Raw genomic sequence first — 18,174 nt, 5'->3', positions numbered from 1 at the left:
TTTCCAAATAGTATTAAAATCAACCGAACGGTAGAAAATGGCAAAAGCCCACGTTCACCCACTCAGGGAGGAAGTCATGAAGTTCTCACTCGCAAGCTGGCTCACAGCCGCCATTGCCGGCATCACCGCTGTTTCGGCCCTGCCGGCCGCGGCCCAGCAGCAGCTCACCATCGCCTCATGGGGCGGCACGTATCAGGAAAACCAGAAGGAAGTTCTGTTCACCCCCTTCACTGCCGAAACGGGCATCGCCATCCGTGAAGACAACTACCTTGGCGGCTGGGCTCCTTTTCAGGCCATGGCTGACACCGGCACCTACAAGTGGGATGTGGTGCAGACGGAAGGCCCCGAATTGCTGCGTGGCTGCGAGGAAGGTGTCTTTCTGAAACTCGACTGGTCGAAGATCCCGAATTCGGACAAGCTTATCCCTGAAGCGAAAGGCGAATGCGGCCTCGGCGTCGTCACCATCGGCTCCATCATCATCTACAACACCGGCGCGTTCGCCACACCGCCACAAAAGATGACGGACTTCTTCGATCTGGAAAAATTCCCCGGCAAGCGTGGCATCCGCAAGGGACCGAAGATCAATCTCGAATATGCGCTGATGGCGGCAGGCGTCGACCTCAACGACATCTACAAGACGCTGAGCACGCCCGAAGGGCTGGATCTCGCATTCAGCAAGCTGGACGAGATCAAGAGCGAGCTTGTTACCTGGGAAGCGGGCGCGCAGCCAATCGACATGGTTTCCGGCGGCTCCGTCGTCATGTCCATCGCCTATAACGGACGCTTCGCCGTCGCCAAGGAAGACGGCCGCCCGATCGATGCGATCTGGGACAAGGGCACCTATTCGATGGATTACTGGGCAGTCCCGGCCGGAACGAAGGACGCGGAAGCGGCATACAGCTTCCTCAACTTCTATGCCGATGACGAGCGGCAGGCGGAGTTCGTGAAGAGGACCAATTACGGGCCGACCGCACGCGGTGCGGAAGATCTGCTCACACCGGAAAAGCGTGAGATGGTTCCGACGGTCGGCAGGCTGAAGACACATCTCTTCTCCTCCAACACGGAAGCCCTGAATTTCTGGCTCGACAACTATCCATCGCTGCTCGAACGCTGGAACGCCTGGATTTCCTCCAACTGAAATCAACTGGGACGATCGCGATGAACGGCCACCGCTCGCCATTTTCCGCCAACCCGCTGGCGGCGACCGGCTTCCTCATTCCCGCGATCGTCGCCGCGCTGCTGCTGGCGGCCCTGCCGCTCGCTCTGGTGCTGTCAAAAGCCTTCTACGACACCCAGGTGCGTGATGCATTTCCACAAACGCTTGAGGCGCTGGCCGGCTGGGAGGCTTCGGCACCGCTTCCGGACAGTGCGCCCGACGCCCTCGCTCACGACCTGAAGAGCGCCTATGCGGACCAGACGCTTGCCGGCGCCGCCACCAAGCTCAACGAACGCAGCAGTGGCCTGCGCTCGGTGATCATGGGCACCGCCCGGCGTCTGGCGCGCGAGGACGGCACGGACATCGCGGCAACCCTTCAGCAAAGCTCGCCGCTGTGGGCGGAGCCACAAATCTGGGGGACCATACAGGCGGCAGGCAAGCCGTTCAGCCTCGTCAATCTCGGTCGCGTCTTTGCCCCTTCAGTCTCAGCTGCCGACGGCGCGGCGCGGACCATCGGCGTTTACGGGGACATGCTGGTGCGCACGCTCGCCATCAGTCTCGGCGTCACCCTGCTGACCATTCTGATCGGCTATCCGCTGGCCTATACGCTGACCTTCGCCCCGCCCGGCCTCAAACGTCCGTTGTTCCTGCTCAGCTTCATTCCGCTGTGGATGTCGCTGCTCGGGCGCGCGGCGGCATGGGTCATTCTGCTGCAGAAAAACGGCGTGGTGGACACGGTGGCGCAGACGCTCGGCCTCGCCAGCGAGCCGCTCGGCCTGCTTTATTCGCGCGCCGGCGTCTACATCGCCATGACCCATGTGCTGCTGCCGTGCTTTGTCTATCCGTGCTACTCGGCCATGGCCAACATCCCGCGCAACCACGTCACCGCCGCCCTGTCGCTCGGGGCTTCCGGCTGGCGCAGCTTCCGCATCGTGTTCCTGCCGCAAACCCTTGGCGGGGTCGCGGCCGGAGCCACTCTGGTCTTCGTCCTGTCGATGGGCTTCTACCTCACGCCCGCGCTGGTCGGCGGGCCGGCGGACCAGATGCTGAGCTACATGGTTTCCGAAATCACCCTCAAGATCGGCGATGCGGGCATGGCAAGCACGCTCGCCGCGCTGCTCATCCTGACCATGCTGGTCGGCGCCCTTGCCATCCATCTGGCCGTGCATCTGCTGCGCCGCCTGCTGCTTCTGGGGGCCTGAGCACCATGAAGAGCCATACAATCATGAAACAGAGCGGTCGCAACATTCCCAAAATTGGACTTCATGGACGGCGCCCATGAAACAGGTCAACGCCATCATGGGGCTGCTTGCCGCCGGCGCCCTGCTTTTCCTGCTGATGCCGATCGTCACCATCCTGCCGATCGCGCTGTCGTCCGGCGATTACATCAGCTACCCGCTGCCCGGCCTGTCGCTGCGCTGGCTGAAGCAGGTAGCCCTTCATCCGGGGTGGCGTGAAGCGCTGGGCAACAGCATCTTCATCGCGCTGGGTTCGGCCATGCTCGCAACCCTTTTCGGCACGCTCGCCGCCGTCGGCCTTGTGCAGGCAGCGCCGCGACAGGCACGCGCCCTGCGCGGTCTGCTGATGCTGCCGGTTGCCATTCCCTCGGTCGTTTTGGGACTGGGGCTCTATTTCCTCCTCGCCCGCGCCGGGCTGCTTTCGACCTATACGGGCCTTATCCTCGCCCATGCCACTATCTCCTTCCCGCTGGTGATGGTGGTCGTCGGGGCAAGTCTGGCCACCACCGATCTGGTCGTCATCCGCGCCGCCCAGAGCCTTGGTGCGGGATGGCGGATGATCTTTCTGAACGTGCTGGTGCCGATGCTCTATCCGGCCATCCTTGCCGGCTTCATCCTGGCGTTCCTGAATTCGTTCGATGAAGTGATCGTCACGATGTTCATTGCCGGGCCGGAACAGAACACCGTGCCGCGGGTGCTGTTCGCCAATCTGCGTGACCGGCTCGATCCCTCGGTGGTCGCCGTCACCGTGCTTATGCTGCTGCTGTCGGCGTTGCTTGGCCTGTTGCTCCAGTTGCTTGCCCGCTGGACGCAACGGCGCCCCGCCGATCAATAAATCACGAGGAGGAAACATGTTCGACTATACCGAGAGGACCGCCGAGCTTCGCCAGCGCCTGCTGGCTTTCATGGATGAACATATCTACCCGAACGAGGCGGCGCTGCTCGCCCACGAGCATGGTCCGGAGCGCTGGCAGACAGCCCCCCTCATCGAAACGCTGAAGGAAAAGGCGAAGCAGCAGGGCCTGTGGAACCTGTTCCTGCCCGAAAGCGAGCTCGGCGCCGGGCTCTCCAATCTCGACTACGCGCATCTGTGCGAGATCATGGGCCGCTCGCCCTTCGCACCGGAAGTCTTCAACTGCGCCGCCCCCGACACCGGCAACATGGAAGTGCTGGCCCGCTACGGCACGGAGGAGCAGAAGCAGCGCTGGCTACTGCCCCTGCTGGCCGGCGAGATCCGTTCCTGTTTTTCCATGACCGAGCCGGCAGTGGCCTCGTCCGACGCCACCAACATCGAATGCTCGATCCGCCGCGACGGCGACGACTATGTCATCAACGGCCGCAAATGGTGGTCATCCGGGGCCATGGATCCGCGCTGCCGCATCGCCATCGTCATGGGCAAGACCGATCCTTCCGAGAAGCGTCACCGGCAGCAATCGATGATCCTCGTGCCGCTCGACACGCCCGGCGTGAAGATCGAACGGGCGCTGACCGTGTTCGGCTACGATCACGCGCCCCATGGCCATGCGGAAATCAGCTACGACAATGTGCGCGTGCCGGCATCGAACATCCTGCTTGGCGAAGGACGCGGTTTCGAGATCGCGCAGGGCCGTCTCGGGCCCGGCCGCATCCATCATTGCATGCGCACCATCGGCATTGCCGAGCGCGCGCTGGAGACGATGGTGGAGCGCGCCCGCTCACGCACCGCCTTCGGCCGCACGCTGCTGGAAATGGGGTCCGTGCGCGAGCAGATCGCACAGTCCCGCATCGAGATCGAGCAGACCCGCCTTCTCACGCTCAGGGCCGCCGACATGATGGACAGGGCCGGCAACAAGGTCGCGCGTCTGGAAATCGCCATGATCAAGGCGGTGGCGCCGGCCATGGCCTGCCGCGTCATCGACAGGGCCATTCAGGTGCATGGCGCGGCCGGCGTTTCGCAGGACACCTTCCTGGCTTCGGCTTATGCACGCGTGCGCTCCTTGCGGCTTGCCGACGGGCCAGACGAGGTTCACCTCGAAACCATCGCCAAGCTCGAAATCGGCAAGAACGCCGAACGCGCAGCCTGAGGCAACATCGCTCCCGGATTCACGCCCGGCGCTCCTGCATGTTCAGGAGTGCCGTGAGCGTTCAGGACCACACATGGCACATCTCACTCCCCCGCAAGACACCGCCCATGCAAGCTGGCTTCGCCACTGGCCGCCCGGATTGCCAGCGGATCTGCACGTTCCCGAAACGACCGTCCACTACAATCTGGAAGTATCTGCGAAGCGCTATCCCGACCTCGACTGCCTGATCTTCTGCGGTGTTCATCTCACCTATGGCGACGTGCAGCGGAAGGTGGAGAGCCTCGCCGGCTTCCTGCAGAGCGAATTTCATCTGGCGCGGGGCGAGCGGGTGCTGCTGTGCCTGCAGAACAGCCCGCAATTCGTGATCGGCTATTACGGCATATTGCGCGCCGACGCCGTGGTGGTTCCGGTCAACCCGATGAGCAAGGCGTTCGAGATCGAGCATCTGGTGGGCGACACCGGGGCCCGCATTGCCGTTGTCGCGCGCGATCTCGTGCCGGTGATCCGGCCGCTGGTCGAGGCCGGGCTGATCGACCATGTGGTGGTCGCCGACTATGCGGACTATGTGGCGCCGGGCTTCGACCTGCCGCTGCCTTTTGCCGCCGCGCCCGACCCGGCCCCGCTTCCCGAACGCATGACGGCATGGCGCGATGCGCTTTCGGCCGGCCACTTTGCCGCCCCTTCGCTTGCCGGACCCGACGATCTGGCCCTTTTGCCCTACACGTCCGGCACCACCGGCAACCCGAAGGGCTGCATGCACACGCACCGCACCGTGATGGTCACGCTGGTCGGCGGGGTGCGCTGGATGCCGGCTTCGGTCGGCGCGGTGAACCTCGCCACCCTGCCCCATTTCCACGTCACCGGCATGCAGAACTCCATGAACATCCCGATCTATGCAGCCGGAACGCTGGTCATCATGCCAAGATGGGATCGCAAGGTGGCGGCCGAGCTGGTGCGCCGTCACCGGGTCGAGCGATGGCGGCTGATCAGCACCATGGCGATCGATCTGGTCAACGATCCTGATTTCGACGGTTACGACCTTTCCAGCCTTCGCTATATCGGCGGCGGTGGCGCACCCATGCCGGAAACCGTGGCGACGAAGCTGCGCGAAAAGACGGGGCTTGCCTATATCGAAGGCTATGGCCTCTCGGAAGCCATGGCAGCCACCCACATCAACCCGACCCAGCGCCCCAAACCCCGCTGCCTCGGCATCCCGGTGTGGGGCGTCGATTGCCGCATTCTCGATGTGGACGGCGGCGCATTTCTGCCCGATGGCGAAGTCGGCGAGATCGTCATGGACGCGCCGCAGCTTTTCAAAGGCTACTGGCAGAACCCGCAGGCGACGCAGGCGGCTTTCATCGAAGCCGGCGGCAAGCGCTTCTTCCGCACCGGAGACATCGGCTATCGGGACGAGGACGGCTATTTCTTCATTGTCGACCGTTCCAAGCGAATGATCAATGCATCCGGCTTCAAGGTATGGCCCTCGGAAGTGGAAACGCTGATGCTGCGCCATCCGGCCATCGCCGAAGCCTGCATCATCTCCATGCCGGACGAAAGGCGCGGTGAAAGCGTAAAGGCGCTTGTCGTCCTGCGCCGCGATCATCATGGCAAAACGAGTGCACAGGAGATTTCGGACTGGTGCCGCCAGAACATGGCGAGCTACAAATGCCCGCGCCATATCGAGTTTCTCGACGCACTGCCGCGCTCTTCAACGGGCAAGATATTGTGGCGGGAGCTTCAGGCGCAGGAATGGGAAGGGCGCTGAAGCCGGCGCCGCGGCTCATCCCTTGTCTTGAAAGACAGCGTCCTTCGTGGGAAACGCATTGTGCAAGGTCACGCAAGGGGAACAGCCGGCCATGAACCGGTGCGCAGATGAACGCTAAGGCAGACAGGCCAGACAGATCCGTAGCCACTTCGCTGCGCAAGGCGCTGGCCATCCTCGAAGAGGTGGCAGACGCCGACGGGCCGCTGACCGGCCAGCAGATCGCCGTGCAGGTGGGCCTTTCCCGGTCGACCGCCTCGCGGCTAGCGCTGGACCTGTGCGAGCTGGGTTATCTTGCCCCCCTTTCCAACGGCCAGGGTTTCGAGCTGGGGACGGCGGCACTCAGGCTCGGCCTGCGCAAGTTCTCCAGCATCGACATTCGCAGGGTCGCGGCGCCCTTCATGCGCACCATCAGCGACGACACCGGCCTGATGGTCGATCTCGCGCTCGCCCATGGCGACGAGATGCTCTATTTCGAGGTGTCGCGCAAAAGCGGGTCCGTGGTGCTGGCGACCGAGCTGGGCAGCCGCATGCCGATCGAGAAGACCGCCGGCGGCCTTGCCGCGATCTCCGCCTTCATGCCGTTGGAGCGCGAGCAGGTGCTGGCGCGGCTGAAGATGAAATATGGCGCAGACTGGCCGCAGGTCGAAGCCAGAATCCAGCGTGCGATGGAAGAGATCGCCACATATGGCTTCTGCACCGCGATCGGCACATGGCGGCCGGATGTTTCCGCCGTCGGCCTGCCCTTTATCGACCCCAGAACCGGACGGACCTTCAGCTTCAGTTGCTCGGGCATCGGCTACACGATAGAGGAAGATCGTCTCCGTAGGGAGATCGGCCCGCGCATGGTCGAGCTGGTCCATAACGTCGCTTCTGCCATGGGAACAGCCCCAAGGCCCTGAGGCCGCAGGGACAAAGGCTCTTCCGCATCGCGCGGTCGGGGGCGGGTTCAGCCCCGCGGCAGGCAGCTTGCCGCCCTCAGCGGGCGGGTTCGTGGAGAGATAGTTGAAGAAGCGCGCCAAACAGACGGATGCCGGCACCGAGACTGATGCCTCCGCCTCCGGGGATCGCCAGTTCGTGACCGCGCTGCAGCGCGGGCTGGATATTCTGCGCTGCTTTCGTCCCACCGACGGCGCGCTCGGCAATCAGGAGCTTGCACAGCGTTGCGGCCTGCCCAACTCCACCGTCTCGCGCCTGACCTATACGCTGTCGAAGCTCGGCTATCTCGTTTATCTGGAAGACATCGGCAAATATCGTGTGGGCGTACCGGTGCTCGGCCTCGGCTATGCCTGCCTCAGCGGCCTGAAGGTGCGCGAAGTGGCACAGCCCTATCTGGACGAGCTGGCACAGCACGCCGGAAACGGCCTGCTGGTCGCCATGGGCGGGCGCGATCAGTTCAGCATGATATATGTCGCGTGCGCACGTTCGGAAGGCATCGTATCGCTGCAGCTGAATGTCGGCTCACGCATTTCACTGGCCCGTTCCAGCATGGGCCGCGCCTATCTCGCGGCGACCGCCCCGCAGGAGCGGGAGGCAATCCTGCGCGGCATCGAGGCCCGCACAGACAAGGAGCGATGGCCCCAGCTTCAGTCCGAGATCCTGCGGGCGATCGAGGAAATCAACATGCGCGGTTTCTGCCTGAATTCCGGCGAGTGGCAAGCCGATGTCAATTCGGTGGGCGTGCCGCTGGCCCCCCTGCATGGCAGCGGGCCGGTCCTTGCCCTGAACTGCGGTGGGCCGGCCTATCTGCTGCCGCGGGAGAGGCTGGAAAACGACATCGGTCCGCGCATGGTCGAGGCGGTGCGAAAAATCCGCTATGCGGGCGAAGGTGGAGGCAGGTAAGCGCATCGGTTCTGTAACCACCGCCAAGCGCATACGGAAATAACTCGGCTCATCCCCACAAAAACGGAGAGCTTCCGGCCGCAAGTCCCGAAATAAAGGTGACTGAAGACAAGAAACGGCGCTGATTGGCGCCGTCTGTCATTTCGCTTTCACGGATGGCCTGCGCTTCTTTTGCGCCACCGCATTTTCTTCCGGCTTCCCCGCCTCGATGGCCTCCATCTCCAGACGTGCGGCCTTCAGGCGCTCTGTCTTGGCATTTCGCTTCGCAACCTCGGTGTCAATGATCTGGCGCGCCACGCGGGCCGAGATATCTGCCTTCGTCTCCATCTTCGTGAGAGCGGGCCTGAAAACAGCGTTGACCGCATCATGGTTCATTTCGGTACTCCTTTACGAAAACGAAAAAGGCCGGGAAATCCCGACCTTCTCCTGTCCGCCTCAATGGTCAGTGCCAGTACATCCGTGGTCAAAGACCAGAGGCGTCATTCATCAGGCAGCCTGCAGGTTTTCAGCCGCGCTCTTGCCGCTGCGATTGTCTCTCACAACGTCGAAGCTCAGCTTCTGGCCTTCGGCGATGGTATGCATGCCGGCGCGTTCGACGGCAGAGATATGGACGAACACATCCGTGCTGCCATCCTCAGGTGCAATAAACCCGTAGCCCTTGGTGCTGTTGAAGAACTTTACGGTTCCAGTGGTCATGACGATCTCCTTATCAATCGGCACAGAAATCCAACGCCCGGCCGCATGCCGAACGTCGCAGTCGTCGAAATTGAGAGGGGAATATCGTCGGAGCGCTTCTGCGCGGAAACAAAGTTCGTCAGCAAGATCGATGCTCAATACATATGATGCAATTGTGATGAATGCAAGGCGCCACGCCAACAATTTATTTTAAGGCGAGTTAAATCCGGAACAGCCGGCAAAAGAGGCAGTTTTTATCTATCTGTACTTACCCATATCCAGATAATATTCGCAGTCATAAATCATTTGCCGAAGCGCAACCGTATCGAACCCGGTCAGTCCGTCAGTACTGCCATCCTGCCAACGGAAAAGAGATAGCAGGATGAAGACGGTGCCACCGCAGATGCGCGACCGGATTTCCCTCTCCCGACATGGAACCGAAGCCTGCGCCCCGGCCGAATCGAATTGATGCAAGAGCGGTTTCCTCATGCCATTATGTGTGCGTGCTGTGACTGAAGGAGGAGTCGGTCATGCTCGACAAAGCGCTTTTATACGACATGGCGGGGCGGCCGATCGTCCAGCATGGACGCACCACGTCTCAGGACTGGGACGAGGTGCAGGATTTTTGCCGCCGCGTTTACATGCCCTACCGGGTCAGGCCGCTGGGTCATCTGCTCAACCCCGACGCGACGATGCGGCGCGCCAATATAAGGCGCATCACGCTCACGCGTTTTTCCTATGGCGTGCCGATCCATCTCGATGAGTTCGATCCCGCCGCCGGCAATATTCTGGTGCTGAACACGCTGCGCGGTGCGCTGCGTCACAAATATACGGCTGAGGCGGATGCCATGACGGGTCCCGGCGAAAGTTTCGTCGTGGATTGCAGCCGCACCGAATACTGGCTGGACGGCGATGCCGAACACATGCAGCTCAACCTCACCATTCCCCATGACGTGATGGCGGAGGTGGCGCATCGCTGGTTCGGCTTCATTCCCGACGACCGGCTGTGGACCCGGCGCGTCGCCTTCGGGGGGGATGGATCGCGCTGGCAGGCGCTGCTCCACTATGCCTGCCAGTCGATACAGGCCAACGGGCAGGTCGCGGACAACGGCATCATGGGGCGGCATCTGGAAGAGCTGATATGTGCCGAACTACTGATGCTGTGGGCGCAGGGTGCCGGTGTGTCGCTGAAGGACGGCGCACGATCCGCCGCGCCGCACTATGTGCGCGAGGCCGAGGCCATCATGACCGAGATGGCGCAGGATCCGCCCACCATCGGCGAAATTGCCAGCCGGCTTGGCGTGTCGGTGCGCACGCTTTCGGGTGGTTTCAGGCAGTTCCGCGGCATCGCCCCGCGGGATTTTCTGCGCGAGCGGCGACTGGAAGGTTTGCGCAATGCGCTGCGCAATGCCCGGCCCGAAGAGACCGTCACCTCCATCGCCGCCGAATGGGGCTATGTGAATTTCGGAGCCATGGCCGGAACCTACAGGGAAAGGTTCGGAGAATTGCCCTCGCAGACGCTTGCCTTCGCCAGATCGCGCCACTGATCCGCTTCCGATTGCGGACAACCAATGCCGATGGCGGATAGCAGGCGCTTTCGGCAGGCCGCATTCTCGCGATAATATTCGTGTTGCCAGGGAGGATAGGCATGGGTGAGTTGAAATCGGCCTGTGATGCGGTGCTGTCGCGGGTCACGCAGGGCGACAGCCGTGTTCCGGGCGTCGTCGCCATGGTCACGGACCGCAAGCAGGACATCTATTCGGGCGCGGCAGGCGACCGGCGCCTCGGCGACGGGGCGATGAGCGAGGACACGGTTTTCGCCATTTTCTCGACCACCAAGGCGATCGCCGGAACCACCGCTCTGCAATGCGTGGAAGAAGGCCTTCTCGATCTCGATGCGCCAGCGCGCGACTATGTTCCGGCCATCGGCAAGCTGCAGGTTCTCGATGGCTTCGACAACGCCGGCAAGCCCATGCTGCGGGCGCCGAAATCGGATGTGACCACCCGCCAGCTGATGCTGCACACGGGCGGCTTCGGCTATGACTTCTTCAACGAGAAATACAGGCGCATGGCCGAGGAACATGGCCAGCCAAGCATCGTCGCCGCCACACGCGCCGCCATCGAAACACCGCTTCTGTTCGATCCGGGCGAGAAGTGGGAATATGGTTCGAACATCGACTGGGTGGGTCAGGTGGTCGAGGCCATTCGCGGCAAGCGTCTTGGCGAGGTTATGCGCGAGCGCATCTTTGCGCAGCTCGGCATGCAGGAGATCGCCTTCACCCGCACGCCTTCGATGAAGGAGCGTTCGGCCACCATCCATGCCCGCACCGCCGATGGCGACCTCAGCCCCATGGACGGCTTCGAACTGCCCGACAATCCCGAAGTCGACATGGGCGGGCACGGCCTCTATGCGACGATCCCGGAATACATGAAGTTCATCCGCATGTGGCTGAACGACGGCGACGGCCCCAATGGCCGCGTGCTGAAGCCGGAAACCGTGGCCTGGGCGGTCAAAAACGGCCTGCAGGAGCACCAGACAGTGGGCATGCTGCCAGGCGTCATCGCTTCCCTGTCGAACGATGCGGAGTTCTTCCCCGGCCTCAAAAAATCGTGGTCCTACACTTTCATGGTCAATGACGAGGAGGCGCCGACGGGTCGCCCGGCGGGCGCCATCGGCTGGGCGGGACTGGCCAACAGCTTCTACTGGATCGATCGCCAGAATGGCGTCGGCGGCTACTGGGCAACGCAGATCCTGCCCTTTGGCGACCCGGTCTCCTTCGGCGGCTATCTCGACTTCGAGACCGCTGTCTATCAGACCGTGGCCTCCGCGCGGGCGGCCTGACAGGCAGGCCCGCAACCGCTGACGCACTGACGTGCCGGGGCATTCCGCCCCGGCCCTTTCGGCACCGAAAGGAGTTGATGCAATGACGGAGCTTGTGCCTCCCGAACAGTTGCCCGACTGGGTGCCGGGACGCATCCTGCTGGCCAGCGACAAGCTTGGCTGGCGTCATGTGGCCCTGCGCGCCTATCACTACCATGGTCAGGACGTGATCGTTCCGGCCATGCGCGATTTCATGCTGGTCGGCTATCAGGCCGGCGACACGCCCATGCAGCGCCGCTTCGAGGGGCGCTGGAGCCGCGACCGGCTGGGTCCCGGCGCGGCCTCGCTGCTCACCCGGGCGCAGAAGGCGCACTGGACATGGACCGAGCCGATCGACGTCACCCATGTCTATCTGTCCGGCGCACTGGTGGCTTCCGTCGCCTCGGAGGTTATGGACTGCCACGTTTCCGACGTTCAGCTCGCCGACGTGCTGCGCACCGACGACCCGGTGATGACGGCGGCCATGCACGCCATTTCCGAAGAAGCCCGCCATCAGGCGATGGGCGGAGCGCTCTATGTGGAATCGGTGGCGCGGGCGCTCAGCGTTCACCTTCTGCGCCGCTACGCCTCGATCCGCACCAGACCGGTGTCACCTTCCAGCGGACTGGCGCCCGGCCAGATGCGCCGTATCGAGGATTTCATCGCCTCCAACCTCGGGCAATCGCTCGATCTCAGCCAGATGGCTGCGGAACTCGGGCTGACGCCCTGCCTGTTCGCACGCCAGTTCCGGCACAGTTTCGGCAAGCCGCCCTATGCCCATGTCATCGACAGGCGGCTTGCCTGCGCGCGCCATATGCTGGCCACCACGACGCTGCCGATCAAGGAGATCGCGGCCTCCTGCGGCTTCACCGATCAGGCGCATCTGACCCGGCTTTTCGCGCGCTCCTGTGGAACCACCCCCGCCGCTTTCCGCCGCAGCGCTCAATAGGGTGCCGCGCAAAAAGGGGGCCGCAGACGCAAGTCCGCGACCCCCTGTTTCAATCAGAAACGCATCACGCCATCTGCACGCCCTGATAGCCGGAGGCTGCAAGCTCGTCGCATTTCTGGCGATAGGTGCCGACACCGCCCGTATAGGACAGAACCCTGCGCGGCTTGCCCGGAATGTTGGAGCCGACATACCAGGAATTGGTGCGGGCGATCAGCGTGGCATTGGCCGTTTCGTCATGGTGCTGAACCCATTCCTCCTCCAGCTCCGCTGACGCCTCCATAACCGTCTTGCCGGAGGCGCGCATGTGCGACACCAGCGCCGAAATCCACTCGGTCTGCTGTTGCAGGCAGGTCGTCATGTTGCACAGCGCGGCCGAGGGCGAGAGCGGCGAGCCGGTGATCAGCAGGTTCGGATAGCCGTGCACCATCGTGCCGTAGGCGGTGCGGATATCGCGGCTCCAGTCATCCTTCAGCGTGCGGCCGCCCTTGCCCTTGATGTCGATGCGCGTCAGCGCACCGGAGCCCGCATCGAAGCCGGTTGCCAGAATGATGACGTCCAGCTCGTGCACGGTTCCGTCTTCCAGCCGGATGCCTTCCGGCACGACCTCGGCGATCGGATTGTCGCGCACGCTGACCGGCTCGACATTGTCGCGATGATAGACCTCCAGATAGTTGGTCTCCAGCGGCACGCGGTGGGTACCGAAGCCATAGTCGTCGGCGTTGGGAACCAGAAGGTCGATCAGCTTCGGGTCCTTCAGGCGGGCGATCATCTTGCCGCGCACGAACTCCGAAATCTCGCGCGACACATCCTCCTCGAAGAACATTTCGGAGAAGGAGGCCAGCCACAGCTTGAGCGAGCCGTCGGCATAAATTTCCTCCAGCACGGCAAGGCGTTCGTCCGGGGTCAGCTCCGCCCATTTCTTCGTGAAGTCATATTCGAAACCGCTGAAGGTGTGGGGCAGGTTCTGGCGCAGCTCGTCAAAACGCGCCTTGTAGGCCTTCGCTTCCTCGGGGCCGTATTTCGGATTCTTCATCGGCAGCACATATTGCGGGGTGCGGATGAAGACTTTCAGCTCGCCAACCCTGTCGGCGATGGTCTGAATGACCTGAATGCCGGTGGCGCCGATGCCGACCACGCCGACACGCTTGCCTTCCAGATCAAGATGCTCGCGCGGCCACCGCGCCGTGTGGAAGATCCGGCCCCGGAAACTGGACTGGCCGGGGAAACGGTTTTCCAGCGGTGCCGAGAGCATGCCGCAGCAGCCGATCAGGAACTGCGTGTCGAAATTGTCGCCGCGATCCGTGCGCACCGTCCAGCGGCCGCGTGCCTCGTCATATTCGGCGGACGTCACCGTCGTGCCGAACAGGATGTCCGGGCGCAGCTCCAGCCGGTCGGCGATGTAGTGCATCCAGCGCTCGATCTCGGGCTGGGCGGGAAAGCGCTCGCTCCACGTCCAGTCCTTGTAGAGGGCTTCGTCGAACAGATACTGGTAGATGTAGCTCTCGGAATCGAATTTGGCGCCGGGATAACGGTTCCAGTACCAGGTTCCGCCCACATCGGTGGCGGCGTCCACGGCCTGAACCTTCAGTCCCTGTTTGCGCAGCTGGTGAAGCTGATACATGCCGGCCACGCCGGCGCCGATGACCAGTGCATCCAGCACTTCCGGTTTATCTGACGGCGCGCGGCGAAGCGCGCCCTGAACGGCGATATTCATAGTGGCATTCCTCCCTTTCGGATCGCGAGGGTTCCTCCTCCCCGCCGGGGAGCCTGCGCTCCCTCGCAGAAAAGCTAGGAGAAGGGTGCCGTCACGGTCTTGTACGATCCGGAAGGAAGTCTTGTATGATCCTGACGCCGGCGCGGGCGGCCGCTGCTCAGTGCCCCCCCGCCGCCGCCAACCGTTGCGGGCGGCTTGCGGATGAACAGGGCGAAGATGGCCAGCGAGGCAAACAGCACCGTCAGCAGGTAGAACACATCCATGAAGGAGAGCAGTGCCGCCTGCTGGTGCACCATCGCCGAAAGCCTTGCAAGGGCTGCCGCCGAGCCGTCGATGCCGCCATGCGTCTCGAAATTCCGGGACAGGCTTTCGAGCTTTTCGGTGGCGGCAGGATTGCCCCACTGCACATGTTCCGACAGGCGCGCATAGTGGAAGGCGTTGCGGTGCGTGAGCATGGTGTTGATGATGGCAAGTCCCACCGCGCCCCCCAGATTGCGCGTCAGATTGAACAGGCCGGACGCATTCTTCAGCCTCTCGGGCGGCAGGGTGCCGAGCGCGATGTTGTTGATCGGCACCATGCACAGCATCATCGACACGCCGCGCAGGATCTGCGGCACGAACAGCTCCCAGAAATCCCAGTCCGCCGTCAGGTTCGTCATCTGCCAGGTGCCTGCGGCAAAACCGAGAAACCCGATCATCATCATCACCCTCGGGTCCATCCTGCGCGACAGCATGCCCGAGATCGGCGCGGTGAAGAACATGGCCAGTCCGCTGACGAACAGCGCTTCGCCGATCATCATGGAATCATAGCCGCGAATGCGTCCCAGATAGATCGGATAGAGATAGGTCAGCCCGTAAAGGCCAATGCCAATGACGAAGGAAAACAGCGAGCCGAAGGCGAAATTGACGTTGGTGAAGGCTCGCAGATCGACGATCGGCTCTTCCGCCCTGAAGGCGCGCCAGAAGAACAGCACCGCGCCCACCACCATCACCACGGTGAAGACGAACACCGTCTCATCCTGCATCCAGTCGTTGCCGGGGCCCTCCTCCAGAACATATTCGAGCGAGCCGAGAAAAGCGGCCATGCCGGCAAGCCCCCACCAGTCGAACTTCTTCCACAGGGACAGGTTGGGCTTGTCGAAATCGATCAGCGTCCAGGCGGCGCTTGCCACCAGAATGCCGGGCACGATGTTGACGAGGAACAGCCAGTGCCACGACATCGCATGGCTGATATAGCCGCCGACCGTCGGGCCGATGGTGGGCGCCAGCGTCGCCACCAGACCGATCATCGGCGAGACGACCGCGCGACGCGATGGCGGGAAGATGGTGAAGGCGGCTGCGAACACGCTGGGGATCATGCCGCCGCCGATGAACCCCTGTATCGCCCGATAGACGATCATCTGGTCGATATTGGTGGCGGTGGCGGCCAGCGCCGAGGCGGCGGTGAAACCGGCGGCCGCCGTGGTGAACAGAACCCGCGTCGACAGCATCCGCGACAGGAAGCCCGACAGAGGGATCATGATGACCTCCGCGATCAGATAGGAGGTCTGAACCCACGGAATTTCGTCGGAACTGGCGCCAAGACCCGCCTGAATCTCGGCCAGGGACGCTGACACGATCTGAATGTCCAGGATGGCCATGAACATGCCGAACACCATTGCCAGAAAGGCGATGATGCGGCGCGGCTCTATATGATCGGCGGGCCTTTCGCCGGCGGTGATCGCTGCACCTGACATCTGGAAGGCTCCCGCCGGAGCATCGGGTCGAAAAGTGAATTCCGGCTTTCGGACCGATGCTCCATCAATAGTTCAGATTGCGACTTGTGCGGCCGAACGGACGCATGGCGATCCCGTGCACGGCGCGGCTCAGCTTGCCGGGGCGGTGCGGCTGTCGACGTCCACCACCACCGAGAGCCCCGCGCGCAACTTGCCGCCTTCCAGCACCTGCGCGGGCAGATCGATGCGCACCGGCACGCGCTGCACCACCTTGGTGAAGTTGCCGGTGGCGTTTTCCGGCGGCAGCATGGAGAATACCGCGCCTGAAGCCGGCGCCAGCGACGACACCGATCCCTCGAAACCTTCGCCGCCCATCGCGTCAACGGCGATGTGGACTTTCTGGCCGGGCACCAGTGCGGCGAGCTGGGTTTCCTTGAAATTGGCGATGATATGGAGACGGTTCACCGGCACGACCACGGCGAGCTTCTGGCCGGGGCTGACGAGATCTCCCTTTTCGACCGAACGATTGCCGACCACGCCGTCATAGGGCGCGCGCATGACGGTGAAGCCAAGGTCGCGCCCGGCCTTTTGCCGGGCAAGTTCCAGCGAGGCGAGCGTGCTCGCCGTTTCGGCCTTCTGGGCTTCGAGAACGCCGACATTGGCTTTTGCGGCGGCAATCTGCGCCTCTGATCCGGCCAGGGCGGCTTTGGCCTGTTCCGCTGCGGCGCTGGCGTCGTCGAGCTGTGCCTGCGTGGCCACACGGGTCCTGAGCAGTTGCGTGGCGCGATCCTGCGTGCGCACCGCATTGTCGAAGGCTGCCTGCGCAGAGGCTTTTTGCGCTTCGGCCTGCTGAAGGGAGGCGTGAGCGGCCACGATCTGCGCGTCGATGCGCTCCAGCGTCCGCGAATGGGTGGCGATCTCGGCCTCCGCCTGCGCGACAGCGATTTTATAGTCGCCGTCATCGACCACGAAGAGCGGATCGCCTGCCTTCACATGCTGGTTCTCGGCGACCTTCACCTCGGCGATATAGCCCGAAATCTTCGGCGATATGAACGCCATGTCCGCCTGCACATAGGCATCGTCGGTCGAGATCATGAAGCGGCCGTCCGTCCAGTAGCCATAGCCGTACCAGGCGCCAGCGCCGAGAAGCAGCGCACCGATGATCGGCAACAGCATGGAACGAGCCGAGCGCCTGCGCGGCGCAGCAGAAGGCTGCGCCTGCGCCGGGGCCTCCGCGTGATGCGGCGCTTCGGCCGCAGGTGTGGCGCGGGTGGTTGGGAAAGGATGAACTTCAGCCTCGGAGGATGCTGAGCTGGACGACATGGATCATCTCTCCAAATAGAACTGAACCGTTCGGTTCGATGTTGACTTAGCGCTCCCAAAAGCCCATATCAAGAGAAAATCGAACTCATCGGTTCGATTTCTTATCATGCGCCGGCAAACGGCCGAGACGGCATAAGGGACATTCACGCGAAGAGATGAGCGGGGCCACCTCGAACAAGGACAGAACCGGGCAGTATAGTTCTGATGCCCCGACGAGCCGTCGCCGTCCCTCGGCGGGAAACGATCCGGTCAAGCGCCAGCAGATCATCGACGGCGCGCGGCGCGTGTTCATGAGGCTGGGCTTCGATGCCGCCTCGATGAACGACATCACCCGCGAGGCAGGCGTTTCCAAGGGCACGATCTATGTCTACTTCATCAGCAAGGAAGAGCTGTTCGAAGCGCTGGTCGAGGAAGAACGCACGGCCATCTTCCGCAATCTCTATGAGACGCTGGACAATCCGGGCGATCTGCGCAGCACGCTGACGCGTTTCGGAACCGGGCTCGCGCTCAGGATCACCTCCAAAAAGGTGATCCTCGCCCAGCGTGTCGTCATCGGCGCGGCCGACCGCATTCCCGAGCTGGGCCGGCGTTTTTACGAGAGAGGCCCCAAGCACGGACATGAGCGTCTGGTCGCCTTCCTGTCGAAGGCGGTGGAGCGGGAGTTGCTCGACATCAGGGACGTCACTCTGGCAGCCTATCAGTTGACCGAGCTGTGTCTGGCGGGCCTCGCGCGGCAGCGTCTGTTCGGCTTCCGCCCCGATGCCCCCGCACAGGAAGAGGTCGAGCGGATCGCAAGTGCCGGCGTCGACATGTTCCTCAAGGCCTATGGCACGGCGAAACTGGCCGCGCTGGAGCGGGCACGTGAAAGCTGACGACC

Annotated in this window: 15 protein-coding genes and 1 pseudogene; 11 read left to right on the top strand and 5 right to left on the bottom strand. The window is 63.0% G+C overall.

The window, feature by feature from the left end; all coding sequences use genetic code 11:
• Nucleotides 1-76 precede the first annotated feature (76 nt).
• From MIC97_RS11485 to MIC97_RS11455, 7 genes are all read left to right on the top strand, one after another.
• A complete protein-coding gene (locus tag MIC97_RS11485; protein ID WP_239800126.1) occupies nucleotides 77-1,138 on the top strand; it encodes an ABC transporter substrate-binding protein in 1,062 nt (353 codons plus the stop codon).
• 20 nt (nucleotides 1,139-1,158) lie between these two features.
• Nucleotides 1,159-2,358: an ABC transporter permease gene (locus MIC97_RS11480; RefSeq protein WP_239800125.1), complete on the top strand. Its 1,200-nt coding sequence runs from the start codon at nucleotides 1,159-1,161 to the stop codon at nucleotides 2,356-2,358.
• A gap of 76 nt (nucleotides 2,359-2,434) precedes the next feature.
• The gene (locus tag MIC97_RS11475) at nucleotides 2,435-3,229 is read left to right on the top strand and encodes an ABC transporter permease (RefSeq protein WP_239800124.1); all 795 of its coding nucleotides are present in this window, start codon (nucleotides 2,435-2,437) and stop codon (nucleotides 3,227-3,229) included.
• A 16-nt stretch (nucleotides 3,230-3,245) separates the two neighbouring features.
• The gene (locus MIC97_RS11470) at nucleotides 3,246-4,457 is read left to right on the top strand and encodes an acyl-CoA dehydrogenase family protein (protein WP_239800123.1); all 1,212 of its coding nucleotides are present in this window, start codon (nucleotides 3,246-3,248) and stop codon (nucleotides 4,455-4,457) included.
• A gap of 73 nt (nucleotides 4,458-4,530) precedes the next feature.
• Nucleotides 4,531-6,222 (top strand): long-chain-fatty-acid--CoA ligase, encoded by a 1,692-nt coding sequence (locus MIC97_RS11465; RefSeq protein ID WP_239800122.1) that lies wholly within the window; start codon nucleotides 4,531-4,533, stop codon nucleotides 6,220-6,222.
• Nucleotides 6,223-6,329: 107 nt separating this feature from the next.
• Nucleotides 6,330-7,121: an IclR family transcriptional regulator gene (locus MIC97_RS11460; RefSeq protein ID WP_239800121.1), complete on the top strand. Its 792-nt coding sequence runs from the start codon at nucleotides 6,330-6,332 to the stop codon at nucleotides 7,119-7,121.
• Between the two features lie 103 nt (nucleotides 7,122-7,224).
• Complete coding sequence (locus MIC97_RS11455) at nucleotides 7,225-8,061, top strand: IclR family transcriptional regulator (RefSeq protein ID WP_239800120.1); 837 nt, start codon at nucleotides 7,225-7,227, stop codon at nucleotides 8,059-8,061.
• Nucleotides 8,062-8,199: 138 nt separating this feature from the next.
• On the opposite strand, the gene MIC97_RS11450 is transcribed toward MIC97_RS11455, so the two are convergent.
• Both MIC97_RS11450 and MIC97_RS11445 read right to left on the bottom strand, forming a co-directional pair.
• Complete coding sequence (locus MIC97_RS11450; protein ID WP_239800119.1) at nucleotides 8,200-8,436, bottom strand: hypothetical protein; 237 nt, start codon at nucleotides 8,434-8,436, stop codon at nucleotides 8,200-8,202.
• Nucleotides 8,437-8,547: 111 nt separating this feature from the next.
• A complete protein-coding gene (locus MIC97_RS11445; RefSeq protein WP_239801111.1) occupies nucleotides 8,548-8,757 on the bottom strand; it encodes a cold-shock protein in 210 nt (69 codons plus the stop codon).
• A 509-nt stretch (nucleotides 8,758-9,266) separates the two neighbouring features.
• Here MIC97_RS11445 and MIC97_RS11440 point away from each other — a divergent pair.
• The 3 genes from MIC97_RS11440 (at nucleotide 9,267) to MIC97_RS11430 (ending at nucleotide 12,545) form a co-directional block, all read left to right on the top strand.
• Nucleotides 9,267-10,283 (top strand): AraC family transcriptional regulator, encoded by a 1,017-nt coding sequence (locus MIC97_RS11440; protein ID WP_239800118.1) that lies wholly within the window; start codon nucleotides 9,267-9,269, stop codon nucleotides 10,281-10,283.
• A 101-nt stretch (nucleotides 10,284-10,384) separates the two neighbouring features.
• Nucleotides 10,385-11,578 carry a serine hydrolase domain-containing protein gene (locus tag MIC97_RS11435; protein ID WP_239800117.1) on the top strand — a complete coding sequence of 398 codons (1,194 nt, stop codon included), beginning with the start codon at nucleotides 10,385-10,387 and terminating at the stop codon, nucleotides 11,576-11,578.
• Nucleotides 11,579-11,660: 82 nt separating this feature from the next.
• Complete coding sequence (locus MIC97_RS11430; RefSeq protein WP_239800116.1) at nucleotides 11,661-12,545, top strand: AraC family transcriptional regulator; 885 nt, start codon at nucleotides 11,661-11,663, stop codon at nucleotides 12,543-12,545.
• Between the two features lie 64 nt (nucleotides 12,546-12,609).
• Here MIC97_RS11430 and MIC97_RS11425 read toward each other — a convergent pair whose 3' ends face one another.
• The 3 genes and pseudogenes from MIC97_RS11425 to MIC97_RS11415 form a co-directional block, all read right to left on the bottom strand.
• Nucleotides 12,610-14,259, bottom strand: coding sequence for an NAD(P)/FAD-dependent oxidoreductase (locus MIC97_RS11425; protein ID WP_239800115.1), 1,650 nt, complete (start codon nucleotides 14,257-14,259; stop codon nucleotides 12,610-12,612).
• A gap of 164 nt (nucleotides 14,260-14,423) precedes the next feature.
• Nucleotides 14,424-15,995: pseudogene (locus MIC97_RS11420) on the bottom strand (DHA2 family efflux MFS transporter permease subunit); the annotation flags it as partial.
• Between the two features lie 129 nt (nucleotides 15,996-16,124).
• On the bottom strand, nucleotides 16,125-17,297 hold the full coding sequence (locus MIC97_RS11415; protein ID WP_239800114.1) for an HlyD family secretion protein: 1,173 nt from the start codon (nucleotides 17,295-17,297) through the stop codon (nucleotides 16,125-16,127).
• A gap of 155 nt (nucleotides 17,298-17,452) precedes the next feature.
• Between MIC97_RS11415 and MIC97_RS11410 the strand changes: the two genes are divergently transcribed.
• Nucleotides 17,453-18,169: a TetR/AcrR family transcriptional regulator gene (locus MIC97_RS11410; RefSeq protein ID WP_239800113.1), complete on the top strand. Its 717-nt coding sequence runs from the start codon at nucleotides 17,453-17,455 to the stop codon at nucleotides 18,167-18,169.
• Nucleotides 18,170-18,174: the final 5 nt, after the last annotated feature.

It is taken from the genome of Aquamicrobium sp. NLF2-7, assembly GCF_022359935.1.
In the GTDB taxonomy this organism is placed as follows: domain Bacteria; phylum Pseudomonadota; class Alphaproteobacteria; order Rhizobiales; family Rhizobiaceae; genus Mesorhizobium; species Mesorhizobium lusatiense.
Note: the sequence above shows the minus strand (reverse complement) of the source record. Positions and strands in the feature narration are given on the sequence as shown.

Coding starts and splice junctions, on each gene's coding strand:
- MIC97_RS11435 (WP_239800117.1), top strand. CDS start 10,385: ATGGGTGAGTTGAAATCGGCCTGTGATGCGGTGCTGTCGCGGGTCACG.
- MIC97_RS11425 (WP_239800115.1), bottom strand. CDS start 14,259: ATGAATATCGCCGTTCAGGGCGCGCTTCGCCGCGCGCCGTCAGATAAA.
- MIC97_RS11475 (WP_239800124.1), top strand. CDS start 2,435: ATGAAACAGGTCAACGCCATCATGGGGCTGCTTGCCGCCGGCGCCCTG.
- MIC97_RS11485 (WP_239800126.1), top strand. CDS start 77: ATGAAGTTCTCACTCGCAAGCTGGCTCACAGCCGCCATTGCCGGCATC.
- MIC97_RS11440 (WP_239800118.1), top strand. CDS start 9,267: ATGCTCGACAAAGCGCTTTTATACGACATGGCGGGGCGGCCGATCGTC.
- MIC97_RS11410 (WP_239800113.1), top strand. CDS start 17,453: ATGAGCGGGGCCACCTCGAACAAGGACAGAACCGGGCAGTATAGTTCT.
- MIC97_RS11430 (WP_239800116.1), top strand. CDS start 11,661: ATGACGGAGCTTGTGCCTCCCGAACAGTTGCCCGACTGGGTGCCGGGA.
- MIC97_RS11480 (WP_239800125.1), top strand. CDS start 1,159: ATGAACGGCCACCGCTCGCCATTTTCCGCCAACCCGCTGGCGGCGACC.
- MIC97_RS11460 (WP_239800121.1), top strand. CDS start 6,330: ATGAACGCTAAGGCAGACAGGCCAGACAGATCCGTAGCCACTTCGCTG.
- MIC97_RS11415 (WP_239800114.1), bottom strand. CDS start 17,297: ATGTCGTCCAGCTCAGCATCCTCCGAGGCTGAAGTTCATCCTTTCCCA.
- MIC97_RS11445 (WP_239801111.1), bottom strand. CDS start 8,757: ATGACCACTGGAACCGTAAAGTTCTTCAACAGCACCAAGGGCTACGGG.
- MIC97_RS11465 (WP_239800122.1), top strand. CDS start 4,531: ATGGCACATCTCACTCCCCCGCAAGACACCGCCCATGCAAGCTGGCTT.
- MIC97_RS11450 (WP_239800119.1), bottom strand. CDS start 8,436: ATGAACCATGATGCGGTCAACGCTGTTTTCAGGCCCGCTCTCACGAAG.
- MIC97_RS11470 (WP_239800123.1), top strand. CDS start 3,246: ATGTTCGACTATACCGAGAGGACCGCCGAGCTTCGCCAGCGCCTGCTG.